This window comes from Magnetococcus sp. PR-3 (genome assembly GCF_036689865.1).
In the GTDB taxonomy this organism is placed as follows: domain Bacteria; phylum Pseudomonadota; class Magnetococcia; order Magnetococcales; family Magnetococcaceae; genus Magnetococcus.
This window is the reverse complement of the sequence record NZ_JBAHUQ010000032.1, coordinates 50,634-66,320: the sequence shown is the minus strand read 5'-3', so window position 1 is coordinate 66,320 and position 15,687 is coordinate 50,634. Positions and strand designations below refer to the sequence as shown.

9 protein-coding genes are annotated in these 15,687 nt (G+C 47.7%); 6 read left to right on the top strand and 3 right to left on the bottom strand.

The genetic code is table 11. The annotated features are described in order from the left end of the window. Positions 1-3: 3 nt before the first annotated feature. The 3 genes from V5T57_RS16325 to V5T57_RS16315 are packed head-to-tail and all read right to left on the bottom strand — an operon-like array spanning position 4 to position 3,159. Positions 4-999, bottom strand: a complete 996-nt coding sequence (locus V5T57_RS16325; RefSeq protein WP_332892317.1) for a DUF362 domain-containing protein — start codon at positions 997-999, stop codon at positions 4-6. Further along, positions 996-1,964 carry a DUF6599 family protein gene (locus V5T57_RS16320; protein WP_332892316.1) on the bottom strand — a complete coding sequence of 323 codons (969 nt, stop codon included), beginning with the start codon at positions 1,962-1,964 and terminating at the stop codon, positions 996-998. Before V5T57_RS16320 ends, V5T57_RS16325 begins: the two co-directional genes overlap by 4 nt. Before the next feature lie 4 nt (positions 1,965-1,968). Beyond that, positions 1,969-3,159, bottom strand: a complete 1,191-nt coding sequence (locus tag V5T57_RS16315) for an aldo/keto reductase (RefSeq protein ID WP_332892315.1) — start codon at positions 3,157-3,159, stop codon at positions 1,969-1,971. A 358-nt stretch (positions 3,160-3,517) separates the two neighbouring features. On the opposite strand from V5T57_RS16315, the gene V5T57_RS16310 reads away from it, so the two are divergent. The 6 genes from V5T57_RS16310 to rnhA all read left to right on the top strand — a co-directional run bounded on the left by V5T57_RS16310 (position 3,518) and on the right by rnhA (position 15,503). Next, positions 3,518-5,719 carry a diguanylate cyclase domain-containing protein gene (locus V5T57_RS16310; RefSeq protein WP_332892314.1) on the top strand — a complete coding sequence of 734 codons (2,202 nt, stop codon included), beginning with the start codon at positions 3,518-3,520 and terminating at the stop codon, positions 5,717-5,719. Between the two features lie 107 nt (positions 5,720-5,826). Then, positions 5,827-6,771 carry a hypothetical protein gene (locus V5T57_RS16305; RefSeq protein ID WP_332892313.1) on the top strand — a complete coding sequence of 315 codons (945 nt, stop codon included), beginning with the start codon at positions 5,827-5,829 and terminating at the stop codon, positions 6,769-6,771. A 12-nt stretch (positions 6,772-6,783) separates the two neighbouring features. Then, on the top strand, positions 6,784-10,905 hold the full coding sequence (locus V5T57_RS16300) for a response regulator (RefSeq protein WP_332892312.1): 4,122 nt from the start codon (positions 6,784-6,786) through the stop codon (positions 10,903-10,905). Further along, on the top strand, positions 10,902-12,581 hold the full coding sequence (locus tag V5T57_RS16295) for a CheR family methyltransferase (protein WP_332892311.1): 1,680 nt from the start codon (positions 10,902-10,904) through the stop codon (positions 12,579-12,581). Before V5T57_RS16300 ends, V5T57_RS16295 begins: the two co-directional genes overlap by 4 nt. Before the next feature lie 15 nt (positions 12,582-12,596). Beyond that, the gene (locus tag V5T57_RS16290) at positions 12,597-14,612 is read left to right on the top strand and encodes a hybrid sensor histidine kinase/response regulator (RefSeq protein ID WP_332892310.1); all 2,016 of its coding nucleotides are present in this window, start codon (positions 12,597-12,599) and stop codon (positions 14,610-14,612) included. A 402-nt stretch (positions 14,613-15,014) separates the two neighbouring features. Further along, on the top strand, positions 15,015-15,503 hold the full coding sequence (gene rnhA, locus V5T57_RS21000) for a ribonuclease HI (RefSeq protein WP_442918230.1): 489 nt from the start codon (positions 15,015-15,017) through the stop codon (positions 15,501-15,503). Positions 15,504-15,687 lie beyond the last annotated feature (184 nt).

The window sequence follows — 15,687 nt, the reverse complement described above, 5'->3', positions numbered from 1 at the left end:
CCCCTACCCCACTTGCCGCTCAACCCAGTTGAGCGCCTTCCAATCCACCTGCCCCAGACCCCGTTCTTGGGCCATATTTAGATAAGGCACCTGATCCGGTGTTAAATCCAGGAAGTTAAGCCCATAGCTATCTAAAGCCACCTCATCCGTTGCTGCAACCAATGTATTTTCCAAAGAAACATCGGCTAAGTTCCCCCCTGTGGGACCATTACGCATCAGTACGCGGGTTGCATCCATCACCGTTAGCGTTGGTTTAACCGCTGAAGCCAGATCGACAATAGAGGTATGAATTTTTTGGTGTAAACGGTTGCGGCGCCCACCAATCACCCCATAGTGATTTTTCATCGAGAGCGTACAGTTGCTTAAAGAGTGGTGTTTAACAATGGGTAGATTAATGACCCTAGCCACCTGATGCATAACCTTCATGACTGGCCATACACCAAGGATCTCCCCCCCCATGTCCGTTTGAATAAAATCCTCTTTACTGGGAATTAAAACCTGAGCACCAGCTTCTTGGGCCGCTTTTTCAATGCCAGAACGGAAAAAACAACGGGCTGGATCGTTCAGGGAGAGGTCTGCCACAAAAACCTGCTTGGCACCAGCATCACGACATAAACGCACCATAGCCGATACCAACTCAGGACCAGTATTGGCCGCTTGCTCAGGAAAGCGATCCCACCCCACATTAGGCTTTAGAAGGACGGATTCCCCTTTTTGCACAAACCGCCCCATCCCCCCCAAACGTGCCAACGCTTCTGAAGCCATGGCCCAAACATCCTGCCCCCGGGTAATGGCCAAAATAGGATAGTGCTTGCTATCCTCAACCCGGTAGTTGGGTAAGGTGAGCACCTTTTCCCGGCTGGCTCGCATGGGTTGATCACTATAGAGCAGCCCACCAGTTGCAACGGCCCCAACCGCCAAACCGGTGGTTATCAAACCATCCCGTAAAAACAGGCGGCGGGTTTTTCCTTCACCTTTAACCTTTCGTTTTTTGGTCATGGCGGTTCACCTTGTTGCAGTTTTGACCACATACGGTGCAGTGCCGCTAAGTGCAGATCTGAAGGTTCTGTCCATACCCCCCAAAAATGGTCATGGAAGGCGACAAAAAACCAGCTACCTTCATAAGGATCTTCCACCACCGTATAAGGCATCTTCTGGTAATGCCTGGCGTGAAACGGAATTTCCTCTGCCCCATAGAACTGCTGCATGTGGAGAATGGTTTGATCAAGCAGGTCCTGAGGCTGCCGCATAAGAAAAGCCTTAAAACGCTGCTTTTTCTCACCAAAACTGCGCTCCACCACCCCCTTCAAAAAGTCCAACCCATGGTAGTCACTGCGGATATAGTGAAGGCTATGCGCTTGGCCAAAGTCAGGAAAAGGAAAATGCAGTGCCGTCCCTTGCCCTTCCAAAGCATTTGCCAACAGGGTGGAAGCCTGCAGAAGGTCCACGGAGCGCTCAAAACGGTTTACTTTGATAAAGTAAGGACCCCGAATAAACAGCAGCTGGTTATCAGAGGCATATCCCATCTCCCCAACCGTAACGGACCGGGTCTGCTCACCCACCTCATCTTGCAAAATACCAAAAGCCTGTATGGCGGACCCCATATGGTATAGGTCAACCACCATCTGCGGTTGTTCAACCCCCTTTGCCGCAAACTCTACAACCTGCAAACGTTCAAAACCGGCTGAAATATAAGCTTCTGCATGACCATTGATGTACTCATAAAGGTTGGCTTCGTTATAATGACGTACCTCACCCAAACGGGACATGTGCAACAGCTGGCTGGGGATGCTACTTTGTTGGACCTGAGTTTCCGGCCCCTTTTGCATAAAAGAGCTATCCCGCTCAGGAACATGGCGTTGACCATGCCACCAAATCCCCATTACCAAGAGCGGTAATAAACCGATTAAAGCTGCGCGCACCCAGCCAGCGGGTTGCGGTATCTCCCCCTGAGCCCCTGACACCACTCTATCCCTCCAAGGTCAACATACGATGCGCAGCACTTAACGAAGCCTGGACGGGTAGACCATAGCTGCACTGATCCCGACAGGCAGCCTGTTCACATTGAACACACGCTTCGGCATTGATGGGAAGTTGGCTATAGAGCTGCATCGCCTTTTTCTCATCCCCATAATCCTCAAAATACATCCGTTGACGGAGGATTTCCCCAACAGGCACACCAGCACTGCAACTGCTTTCACAATCACTACAACCCGTACGGCAGTATTGATGACCATAGAGTGCCGCGTAGTGATCTAGAGCTTGCTGATCGGCACCGGCAAATGGTTGGCCGGAGGCCCCTAAATAAAGGTCCAGCTCTTGGGTTTTGCGGAAGCTAATCACCAACCCAGCCACCTGAGTATGTTTTAATACCCACTTAAAAGCCGCTTGCTCAAAACGCCCAGGCTCCATATCACCACCGCTGGCTTTGGCTCCGGCCAGGGTTTTCATGGCAATAACCCCCACGCCTTTAGCCTGCGCGGTATCCAACACCTCTTTTAACCGGGGAAAACGCATAAAATTAAAGGCGGGCATGATGATGTCATAGTGGCCACTCTTGACAGCTGACAACATCAAGCTCTCCATATTATAAGGACCATGACTGGAAGTCGCTAAGTAGCGCACCTTGCCCTCTTGTTTAAGTTGCGCATAGGCCGCCAGCATCTCAGGATCATTCAGACGCTGTTGTTCTTTCTCCAAACTTCGCTCTCCACCCATAGCATGGGTAAAAACCACATCGATATAGTCCGTGCCCAAACGTTTGAGGCTACCCTCTACCGCGGAAATATATTCAGCTTTGCGCGTACCAAACGGTAAATGGTGGCTGGGCTGGCAAAATTTAGAGGCGATAATCAGCTTATCGCGTTTTTTATATTTGGCCAGCGCTTCACCAATGGCCTCTTCACTGGGGCCATAGTCAGGGGATGTATCAATATAATTCACCCCACGGTGGATTGCCCGCAGTACCAAGGAACCACTGCGTAAACGCCCAGCACCAAAACTGATATCGCTCATCTTGATGTCAGTTTTCCCGAGTTTGCGATACTGTTGAATGCGAGGACGCTTCATACCCGCTTGAGCAGGTTCGGGCAAAAGCGTGGTGGCAACCGCGGCACCCGCGGTGGTGATCGATCCTTTAATGAATGTACGACGCTTCATTGTAGAGACTCCCAACCAAAAATCAGCACGATGGTAATGTGGCCCAAACTACAGCATACCCCCTTCAAAACTTGATCCAAAACAAAAACACACCTTTCATCCCGAGGAATTCAGACATAAACCACAATCATCCTGAAAAAACCGTAGCATGCCTTCAAAAAAAAACTCAGTGTGATAGAATGCATTTCTAATAAAAAAAACAACTTCTGTGCATCAGGGCACAAACCAGAGCACTCATTGAGTACGGTTATCCGTAAAGCTGGACATATCGGACCATAAAAAGGTCGATCAAATCCAGATTGTTCTGTGGGGTTTACTTGCTGGGGGGGTGTGGCCATCACTGCCATGCCATGTGGGTGTGAGCGAACTGGAAAGCAATCAACATCAAATACTGCAACAGGTGTTTGCCAATCTTTCGGTAGCTGCCTTTGCCATTGATAAAAACCATCAGGTTATCTTGTGGAATAACGCCTGTGAGACCTTAACGGGTCTCAAAGCATCGGAGGTCATTGGTACCCGAGATCACTGGCGTGGCTTTTACAAGGAACCCCGCCCCTGCCTAGCCGATACACTCCTTGCAGATGGGCTGGAAGAGGCTGTTAAGATCTACCCACATGTACAAGCTTCCAGCGCAGTCCAAGGTGGACTGCATGCTGAAAACTGGTGCCTGAACCGCAATGGTCAAAAACTGTATCTGCTGTTTGAGGCGGGCGAAATTCGTGATGCCGATGGCACCCTGCTGGCTGTTGTGGAAACCTTACGTGACACAACCCAACCCAAGCTCCTTAATGATATTCAGCAAGCTGTCAGCGCCATTATGGATCTCTCCATCAATGCTAAAAGCATGGATGAACTCCTGGAACGCTCTCTTGCTCTGGTTTTGGATAGCCCGTGGATGACACTGGAAGAGATGGGCTCCATCCATCTCCGTGATCGTGAACATACCAAACGCCTTATCCTCAAAGCTTCGCAAGGATTACCTGAATCTATTGCCAATGCTTGCCGCATTACAACACTGGGGCACTGTCTCTGCAGTCAAGCTGTCGAAAAAGCATGCATTATCTTTGCTGAGACCCTGGATGATATGGGAAAGGAATTTCACGAAGGCCTACCCAGTTATGGGCACTACTGTGTCCCCATACATGCCCACGGTGATGTTTTGGGGGTGATGAACATTTATACCCCTGAAGGGCATACGGCCCTCCAAGGTGAAATTATCTTTTTGGAAAATATTGCCCAAGCCTTGGCCAATGGTATTGAACGGTGGCTGGCAGAAAAAGCTGTACAAAAAGCCAAAGCAAACCTCTCTAAGGCCGAAGGTATCGCCAAAATGGGGAGTTGGAGCTGGGCTTTGCAAGAGGGGCAGCTGCATTTTTCTGATGGTAGCCTCAAACTACTGAGCTTAAGTGATCAAGAGCGGGATGTGGGGTTAGAATCCCTACTAAGTCGTTATGATGAAGCTGGACAGCGCCACCTGCTCGAAACATTAGGGGCCATTGCCCTGGATGAAGATGAAGATCGCTTTACCGTTGAACAAACCATGATCAACAGCTCGGGGGAAGAGTGGTATATCCTGGCCATGGGGGAGATCATTCGCAACGATCAGGGTAAAGCCATACAGATTATTGGCGCCATGCGGGATATTACTTCCCGTAAACGGGCTGAAGAGGTGACCCAGCTCTTAGGCCGGGTCATGGGTGGCTCGATGAACGCCATCTACATTTTTGACTCGCGTTCACTGAAAATGCTTCAAGTCAGTGATGGTGCACGGCGTCGCTTACGCTACTCCCATGATGAACTTACAGAACTGGTTTTTACCGAATTAATTCCAGAAATGGATCCTGCGGCGTTCAAGGAAGATCTAGCCAAACTACTCAATCATGAAGAAGAGCGCATTGTTTTTGAAACCCGCATGTTCAATAAAGAGGGAAAATCCCGGCCGGTAGAGATCCGTCTACAGCTCTCCCATGGTGAACAGCCCCCCGTTTTTGTTGCCGTTGCCACCAATATTTCCAAACGTTTGGAAGAGAAAGAAAAACTACAAAAACTTGCCCACTTTGATGCACTTACAGGCCTACCCAACCGCATGTTATTTAATGAACGTATGGATCAGGCCATCTCCCACGGGCAGCGTAAAGGGGGGGAAATGGCGCTGATGTTTTTAGACTTAGATAAGTTCAAACAGGTCAACGACACTCAGGGACATGATGTTGGTGACATGCTGCTTATTGAAGTATCCAAGCGCATTTCAGGCTGCTTGCGCAGCAACGATACGGTGGCCCGCTTGGGGGGGGATGAGTTTACAGTAATCCTAAAAGATCTTGCCTCAACAGAGGAACCCGCCATTGTTGCTCAAAAGATTATTGAGCTCATGCGAACCCCCTTTATATTGGGCAAACATACTGCCCATATCGGTACCAGTGTCGGCATTAGTCTCTTTCCCCAACATGGTGAGGATCTAGAGACACTGACCAAACGGGCCGATTTAGCCATGTACGCGGTGAAAAATTCTGGCCGCAACAACTTCCGCTTTTACGATCCCTCTATGGATGAAACATAAGTAGGAAAAAGAAAGGTTTCAATTGATTGAACCTGCTTAAGGCTTAAGCACTCCTATGTTAGAATGGTGCACGGTTTTGCCCTTACTAACTTCGGGAGCTCTGCTTCATGTCTGGTGCCCTTGTACCGTTTCGATCTTACTTATGTGTACTGCTAATAGCGGCAGCATCTCTACTGCTTCCTCTATCTATAGCACAGGCTCAGCAAACCATATCCCCTTCTGAAGTTTTTCGTGAAGCTCTGCAGATTGAAAAAGAGCTGGAACTGCTTCTTGAACACTTTGATATTCAAGAAAACAAAAACGCCACACACCGGTTTAAAGTTGATCTTGAACCCCGCCATGTTTGGCAAAAATCCTACTTTATTCTCGTAAAACTTAATGTTTTCCGAGCTAAAAATGGCTTACCGAGGGTTCCCCCCAATGCCATGCAACCGGTACAAAAGTTAGACCCTGTACTGGTTTATGAGCAGACCCAGCGTATTCTTACTGAAATTGCCATTATCAAAACACGCCTGGGTATTGAAATTAAGACGTCAAAACCAGAACCGGTAACGGGCAAAAAACCCATTGATGTGTTTAATAAACTCCATGGAATTTCTCTTAAAATGGAAATCCTTAATGATGCCCCCATCAGTCCCTCCCTTGTGTTTAGTGAGGTGATGCGCATCTATGAAGACAGTAACAGCATACTGCGAAGGCTCCAGTTAGAAGACCCCACCTTTCCCCCTGCAAAGATGGAAAGTGTAACCCCACAGAACTCTCTTGAAGCAGCCTTTGAACTCCTTAAGGAGATCCAGCGTTTGCAGCGAGACCTGAGCATACCACGCACAGACTTTTCGCCTTTTATGAAATGGGATGAGATTATACCTGCCGATGTTTTTAATATGGTTGGTATGTCACTAGCCGAACTACAGACCATTAAAACTGCTCTGGAACTCAATAATACTGTGACGCCTCAGGCCAAAGTTTATACCGGCAAAAAACCTGCCGATGTTCATCAACTCCTACGCTGGATCACCCGTAAAGTACGGCTCATCCAGTCATTACGCTAAGGAGAGGATGACATGTCTGAAACACACGACAAAAAATCTTCTATATTCTCTTTTTTCAGCCATCTGGGTGTAAGAGCAAAGTTTACCATGCTTTTTTACTCTGTGGTGATCCTCTCCCTGGCTGCAGTTGGTTATTATGGCTACTCCAACGCCAGCGAAGCTTACCGGGATAAAGCAAAAAATCAAGTTGCCAGCCGTGCAGATGCGGTCACTCAATCCATAGAAGATTATCTGCGTGGTGTACCCAACGATCTACGCTTTGTCTCCCACTACTATGCCTTGAACCGATACTTGTACTGGAATGATCTGGGGGTAACCGATAAAGCCTCCCGCTGGAAAGCCGCGGCTATGGATACTTTCCGCGCGTTTTTAAGCTCCAGAGATGATTATTATAAGGTTCGTTATCTAGATAATCGGGGCATTGAGCAGATTAAAATTCGCTACGATGTCGATACGGGAAAAGTCAGCTTTGGTGAAGAAGAACGTATTCAGAACAATCATCAGGCCGATTACTATCAACAACCTCTATCCATGGACCGTGGCGGGCTGTATGTCTCTACACTCAACCTGAACAAAGAGTTTGGCAAGATTGAAAAACCCTATGTACCCGTTATTCGTTTTGCCCAGCCAGTGTACGGCGATAACGGTGTTAAATATGGGGTGGTGGTTATTAATGTGTTGGCGGACACCTTTTTAGACTTTCTTCGTCAGGCCAATACCGATGAACACAGCCACTATTATCTAATCTCTGCCAAAGGTGACTATTTTCACCATCCGGATGAGGAGAAAAGTTGGAGCCATTTACTGGGTAATCCTGCTAACTTTCTCAGTGACCACCCAGAGGTTTACGCCCAGATCAAAAGCAAAGAGCAAGGGGCTTTTGCTTGGGAAGAGCACCTTATAAGCTATAAACGTATCTATCCTAATCCGCTAGACCGTCATAATTACTGGTATCTGATTGGCATGGTTGATGGGACCGAGGCCCTGGCCCAGCGCAATACCTTTGTCACCATTTTCTTTGCCATTGTTGCCTTAACACTTCTCGCTGTCGTAATTGCCAGTCGTTATTCCATTGGCTCTATCATCTCCCCGATGACCAGAATGACTGAACAGTTGGAATCACTAGGCAAAGGTCAGGTGACCAACCAGGGCATTAACTATCCCTACCACGATGAAATGGGGCGCATGTTAAGCTCCACAAAAGAAGTGATGCAAAACATGCAACTTCTTACAGACCAGGTCAATACCATTGCCAGTGGTGACTACTCCAGCAGGGTACAGATACTCTCAGAGCATGACCTTCTTGGAAATGCCATTAATAATATGACCTGTGCCTTACAGAACAACGAGCATGAACAACGGCACCGACAGTGGCATAGCGGTGGTTTGACAGAGCTTAACCAATCTCTATCCGGGGATTTAACTTTGGAGGAGCTGACCCAGCGTGCCATTGATTTTGTCAGCCGTTATGTGCATGCAGGCCGAGGTGCGCTTTATGTCATGGAGGCGCAGGAAAATCAGAAGAAACCACTTCACCTGACCGGCCGTTATATGTTCAACCAAAAAGATGAACGGCACCCCTATTTCTCTATGGGGGAAGGTACCGTTGGGCAAGTTGCACAACAGCAACAGCCTCTACTGCTTACTCAGCGCTCTAAAGCCGATACCCATATTCATAGTGGGGTAGCTCATTTAGTCGCTCAAAGCAGCTACACCATTCCTCTGCTTTTTGAATCGCGCTTGCAAGGTGTCTTAGAAGTCGCTGTCCTGGATGAGCTGGATAACAACCAGCGCCAGTTCTTGGATGAAGCCGCACATATCATTGCCGCCACACTGTTTACAACCTTGCAACGTGAACGTATTGCCACATTACTGGAGCACTCAGAAGCGGCCACCCGTCAGGCCGAAGCCCAAAGCCGTCAATTGCAAGAAGCCAATGCTCAAATGGAAGAGCAGCAACAACAGCTGCAGCAACAGACCGAAGAGTTGCAACAAAGCAATACACAAATGGAGGAACAGCAGCAGCAGTTGCAGCAGCAGTCTGAAGAGCTACGCCTGAATAATGATGCCCTGCAACACTCCCAAGAGGCACTTAACCTACGCGCTCAACAGCTGGAAGAGGCCAATCAGTACAAGTCTGAGTTCATGGCAAATATGTCCCATGAACTCAGGACTCCTCTCAATGCCATCATCTTAATATCCAATTTAATCTCTAGAAATGAAGAAGGCACCATTGATGCTGAGACCGTGGAACGGGCACGGGTCATGTATAATGCCGGTAATGATCTGCTACGTTTGATTAATGATATTCTTGATCTCTCAAAAGTAGAAGCTGGCCGCATGGAGGTCTACCCTGAGAGTATTGCCAGTCGAGAGATATTAGAAGAGCTGGAAAAACTGTTCCGTGAAACCGCCCAGGAAAGTCGTGTCACCTTTAAGGTAGAAGACGACTTGCAGAGCTACTTTGTCAGTGACCGTCAGAAGGTCATTCAAGTTTTACGAAATCTGCTTTCAAACGCCTTTAAATTCACCCCTAAGGGTACGGTCACACTTAAACTGGAAAATACGGATCACCCCCGATGTCCTATCCGTTTAGCTGTGATCGATACCGGTATTGGTATTCCTAAAGATAAGCTGAAACATATCTTTGAAGCCTTCCGTCAGGTCGATGGTTCTGTCTCCCGCCAGTATGGTGGAACGGGATTGGGGCTCTCCATTACCCAACGTTTTGCTCAGATTTTAGAAGGCGAAGTGGAACTACAGAGCGAAGAAGGAAGTGGCAGTACCTTTGCCCTACTTTTGCCTCAGGATGAAGCGTTACTTCCTCTCGAACCCGAACCACAGATTGTCCAAACAGATCTTGAGTCTGTTGTGTTTGATGATAGAGACCCCAGCCCTGTTGAGGGGCAGGCCATCTCTTCTACCGAACCACTTTCTGCAGCATCCAGTCAGGATATCTCCCCAGACAGTCAAAAAATTCTGGTCATTGATGATGATCCTCTATTCTTGGAGAACATTGCTCACCTCAATCTCGCACAAGGTTTAGGTACCCTCTCTGCTCAAACAGGGCAAGAGGGGTTGGTTTTGGCGCAAAACCACCATCCTGTGGGTATTATTCTTGATCTTGTACTGCCAGACTTACGCGGAGAAGAGGTGCTGGAACGCTTAAAAACCAGCCCTGAGCTACGGCACATACCTGTCTATATCATCAGTGCACATGACAAACAGCGGGCCTTAATGGACCAGGGTGCCATCGGCTTTTTGCAAAAACCGGTGAGTGATGCACAAATTGCATCAGCCCAAAGGGCACTGTTACAGCGGGTCACCGCCAACTACCATACACTGTTAATTTTGGAAGGTCCGGCATTACAGCAAGATTTGATTGTTGAAAAAACCATGAGCTATGGTGCTCAACAGGTGGTAACACAAGATCCTACAGATGCCTTAAAGCAGTTGGCCCGTCAGCCTTTTGATCTCTTTCTAACCGACTATGATCTGCAGGGTATGGCGTGTGTTAATTTGTGTCAGCAATTGCGACTAAGACAGCCAGATTTACCGATCATTATCTACAGCAGCACAACGCTGAGCGAAGAGCAGTTAGGAGAGCTGCACCGTTTTACCGATGATATTATCCAACAAGCCCCTAAAGCCAGCCAACGTATCTTCCGTAGTATTGAGCGTTTTCTATCATCGGCAAGCTCTGAAACAAGCCCTGCGTCTTCCTCGATCCCGACCCCACTGAGCCCACAAAAAAGGCTGGATGGTCAAACCATCTTGGCGGTGGATGATGATCCGAGAAATCTCTTTGTCCTTTCGGCTTCATTGGAGCAAAACGGAGCTAGAGTGCTCAAAGCTCTTAATGGGCTAAAAGCTTTAGAGATGCTGGAACAGCACCAAGTTGATCTCATTCTCATGGATATCATGATGCCTGAAATGAATGGTTATGAAGCCATGCAGAAAATCCGTAAAAACCCACTCCATAGCAAGCTCCCTATTATTGCCTTAACAGCAAAAGCCATGAAGGAAGATCGACAACAGTGCCTGGAAGCTGGTGCCAACGACTACCTATCCAAACCCGTGGACTATGAAATTCTTGTCAACATGGTTCACGCTTGGATCCAAAATGAGTCATGAGCCTCTCTGTTGAACAGCTTCCTCATGGGCAGAAGCAGATCAATGTTTTAGGTAAGATTGATCCCGAGCTTGAAACAGCCCTGTTGGTCGCGTTGGAAGCCCCGTGTTCAGGGCCTATGGAGATTATCTTTTATGATGCACCGACCCTAACGGTTGCCATACTCAAAGCCTTAGTTATCCTGCAAGCCCAGGCACATGGTGTGGTGATCATTGCCTACCACCCAAACCTTGTTCAAGATCTACATCGGTTAGGTTTGCCTTGCCGTTTTAAAGGGATGATCCGCAAAGATCATCAGCCCAGCCCTATTCAAGCGCTTGCAATAGGGGGCTCTACCGATAGTCTCGACAAACTTCTCAATATTGTTGCCCTACTCCCTGTGAGCCAGTGCGTCCTGTTTGTCATTCAACACATATGTGAAGATAGGCTCTCCTATCTCGATCAGCTCCTTCAAAGTCGTACGGACTACCGTATGGTTGTACCACATCATCTATCTCCTCTTGAACCTGGCACCATTTATGTTGCCCCACCTGGCTTAAATATGCGGGTTGCACATGGTTTAATCTATGTTACAGAAGATGCTAAACAGGACTATGCCAGACCATCCATAGGGGTGCTATTTGAGTCTTTGGCACGGGAGTTCGGGCCTAAACTTTTGGCGGCACTGCTCTGCGGAGAGGGTAGAGATGGTGTCGATGCCATGGGCTTGATTAAACAGTTGGGGGGGTTAGCTCTGGTTGAGCAAGGATCTGACTGTTCCGCGACATCTATGGTAGAAAGTGCCGTGGTGGAGGAGAAGTTTTCACTGGTTCTCTCTTGGCAAGAGATCGCCAGTTTTTTTGCCGCTGCAGCACAACCTGAACTTCCTGCCAGCAGTGCGCTAATCGATACCTTTTTACAGGGGGTCGAAAGTCGCTATGGCTACGCGTTTAAAAACTATGCCCCTGGCACTTTGCAACGTCGGGTACAAAAAATCATTTCTGAATCAGGCATGGACAATTTTTTCCACTTTCAGAAAGAGGTTCTCACTAAAACAGGTTGTTTTGAACGCTTGTTCCAAGCTTTTTCCATTGGCGTTACACATTTTTTCCGACACCCTGAACAGCTCGACCACCTGCAGACCTATCATTTTCCCTACCTTCAGAGCTTTCCTCATTTGCGTATTTGGGTTGCAGGTTGTGCTACCGGTGAGACCTGCTACAGCTTGGCGATTCTTCTTCATGAAGCCGGGCTTCTACCCCGTACCCAGATATACGCCACAGACATTAACCCCATTTTTTTGCAACAGGCACGCAACGGGCTCTATCCCCTATCCGGACTGTCCGAAGCCAGCCAAAATTATCAATTCAGTGGTGGTCGTTACCATTTTGAAAACTATATCCATCAACATGGCCCTTTTTACGCGATGGATCCGATGCTTCAGGATAAAATCCTTTTCTGTCAGCATTCACTAGCAAATGATGGTGTTTTCAATACGTTCCAGTTGATTTTATGCAGTAACGTTATTATCTACTTTAATCGAACATTGCAAACAGAAGTCATGGATCTTTTTTCTCGCTCTTTGCATAAAGATGGGTTACTCATGCTCGGCCCTAAGGAAGGGCTAAGTGGAGGTGATGGAGAGAGGCATTTTAAAGCTGAAAATGCTAAAATGCGTATATACCGTTTAAAACTGTAGCCTTGGATACTTCTTTTGTCTGACTTTCACTATCATATCTTGGTTGTAGACGACACCTCAGCCAACCGTTTTACACTCAAAGCTGTGCTGGCTAAACTTGAGCATGCCATTGTGCTTGAGGCTGATAGTGGAGAACAGGCCCTAGTGGTCACCATTGAACAGAAGGTAGATTTAATTCTGCTGGATATTCAAATGCCAGGCATGGATGGTTTTGAGACAGCTCGCCTACTTAAAATGTCTGAAAGTACGCGAGAGATCCCCATTATCTTTATTACCGCCGTTTATAAGTCAGAATCCTTTGCCAAGCAGGGTTACCAGGTGGGGGCTGTTGACTACCTCACCAAACCCATTGACGAAAATCTGTTGCTCAACCGTATATGGCACTACACCCGCCTTTTTCAGCGCGAAAAGAGCTTGCAACGCACGCTTGATGAGTTACACCAGAAAGATCAAGCCTTACAGTACGCCAACAAACGTCTGGAACATACCCTTTTAGAACGTACTGTGGAGCTGGATCGTGCCACTGATGCCATCATATCAGCCAACGCTTTTGGGGATATTATTTTCTGGAACCACGGTGCAGAACGGATGTTTGACTATGACAAGGAAGAGATTTTAAAATCTCCTCTCACTCGCTTAATTCCCCACCATCTGCACGCCCGCTTTACAAAAAACTTTCAGGAAGTCATAAGTGATGGGGAGCTAAAAAGCCCGGATAGCATTTTTGAATTTACAGGTCTGCGTGCCAACGGACAGTCTTTCCCCATTGAGATCTCCATCTCTTTTTTTGGGGGGGAGGAGCATCAGTTTTTCTCAGCTGTGGTGCGTGATGTCAGCCAGCGCAAAGCGATTGAAGCCCAGCTTCGTCAAGCAAAACAGGCTTCAGAGTCGGCCAACCGGGCCAAAAGCACATTTTTGGCAACCATGTCGCATGAAATTCGCACCCCTCTCAACACTATTTTAGGCATGGGGCAACTGCTGGAAGAGACCGAACTTTCAGAGATGCAGCAGTGGTGTGTCAATATTTTAGGAAACTCAGGTAAAACCCTACTGACCTTAATTAATGATATTCTTGATCTTTCTAAAATTGAAGAGGGCCAACTTTCTCTGGAGTATACCTCATTTGACCTTCCAAAATTGCTGAGCGAGACCCTGGAACTGTTCGCCTATACAGCACTGGAAAAAGGGATTGAGCTGAGACATCGTTTTGATGATACGCTGCCACAATGGGTCATGGGAGACCCCACCAGACTACGCCAAGTCTTGTTGAACTTATTAGGTAATGCCGTCAAATTCACCAAACAGGGACATGTGCAATTTTCCGTTCGCGTACAAAAAGATCATACCCTGTACTTTGCCATTCTTGATACAGGGCCAGGCATACCCGAAGAGCGCCAACAAGAAATATTTTGCCCCTTCACCCAAGCAGACTCAAGCACCACACGTAAACATGGTGGTAGCGGCTTAGGGTTGACCATCTGCCGACGCTTAATTGAGCTTATGAAGGGTCAAATACAGTTAACAAGTGAACTAAACAAAGGCTCTACATTTAGCTTTTACCTACGCTTAGACCCTGCCAGTCCAGATCAAATTCCACTCCCAAAACCCAAGATCGAGGCTCACGACAAGCTTAGTGAGCAAATAAACCAAAATGCCCTCACCATTTTGGTTGTCGATGATTCCGATGATAACCGTATTTTAATTGAAGCCTTTTTAAAGAAAAGCCCCTATCGGCTGATTATGGCAAGCAATGGTCTTGAGGCTTTACAACAGTTTAAAAAACAAAAATTTGATCTTGTCTTAACTGATATTCAAATGCCTGTTATGGATGGTCATGAGTCTATTCGTTTAATGCGTAGCTGGGAAGCCAGCCAAAACAACCAGAGCCGAACACCCATTGTGGCCCTGACCGCTCATGTGATGAAAGAAGAAGCTGAGCAAATTCGTCACGTAGGTGGAGACCTGCACCTAAGCAAACCCATCCAAAAGAGCCGGTTGCTGGAAGTTATTCAAGATCTTACCAGCAACTAACGATCTTCTTGAGCAACACGGCCTCAACCCACGCTACCCTCATATTTATTCAATAGGATAAAAGGTTCCCAAGGCTACCTGTGATCGGTATGCTTGCCCTCTTTTTAATACCCACTAAGGATCATGTTGCTGATGGCTGCCAAGAAAAGTCCAACCGACCTGCTTATACAACGCATGACGGCTCTACAAACCCGCATAGATCATGCCTCAGCAGAGCTCAAAGAGGCGACCTCTGAAGCTAAGCAGCTACTTGGAGAAGCCAAGCAACTCCTCTCAGAACAGGCCCTCATGGACCTTATGGGTGGAAAGCCCTCTCTCCAAGAGCCACAACACACAGACCCTCAACCGCCCTCGCCTCAAACCGGCAAGGCGGAGCCTCAAGCAGGCAATGAACAAAAAGGCTTGTTTGATACATCTTCAGCGGATACTGAGCCCGTTATTATTTATACGGATGGGGCGTGCAGCGGTAACCCTGGACCAGGTGGATGGGGTGTTCATGGCCAATTTGGGGATCAAGTACGCAACCTACAGGGCTGGTCAAGCAATACGACGAACAACCGTATGGAAATGCTTGCCGCGATTCATGCCTTGGAACCTATGGCTGCAGGCAGCCGGGTAACCTTAATTACAGACTCTTCTTATGTGAAAGATGGCATCACCAAGTGGATTCATGGCTGGAAGAAAAGAGGTTGGAAAAAGAGTGATGGCAAACCTGTCCTCAATACCGACCTTTGGCAACGCCTTGATGCGGCACGTCAAGAGCTGGATGTGACCTGGAAGTGGATTAAAGGTCATGCCGGACATGAGGGCAACGAAAAAGCCGATCAACTGGCTGTTTCAGCTATTACCAAAGGCAAATCAGGTCAGTTGCAAGAGGACCCTGCAGGTTAACAGGGTTTTCTTTTCCTGGGGGGGGGATCCCCCCAGCAACTGTTGAGAGATATTTGTTTGATATGATCAGCTTGTACCTAAGCCTAAATGACCACTCAATCGCTTAGTATACCGATCAAACCACCGACTCTCTTTCCACCTAGGCTCTCCTAATCACAAAGTAGACTGGTACAGGTGCGTGGGT

Coding starts and splice junctions, on each gene's coding strand:
- V5T57_RS16325 (WP_332892317.1), bottom strand. CDS start 999: ATGACCAAAAAACGAAAGGTTAAAGGTGAAGGAAAAACCCGCCGCCTG.
- V5T57_RS16315 (WP_332892315.1), bottom strand. CDS start 3,159: ATGAAGCGTCGTACATTCATTAAAGGATCGATCACCACCGCGGGTGCC.
- V5T57_RS16305 (WP_332892313.1), top strand. CDS start 5,827: ATGTCTGGTGCCCTTGTACCGTTTCGATCTTACTTATGTGTACTGCTA.
- V5T57_RS16300 (WP_332892312.1), top strand. CDS start 6,784: ATGTCTGAAACACACGACAAAAAATCTTCTATATTCTCTTTTTTCAGC.
- V5T57_RS16295 (WP_332892311.1), top strand. CDS start 10,902: ATGAGCCTCTCTGTTGAACAGCTTCCTCATGGGCAGAAGCAGATCAAT.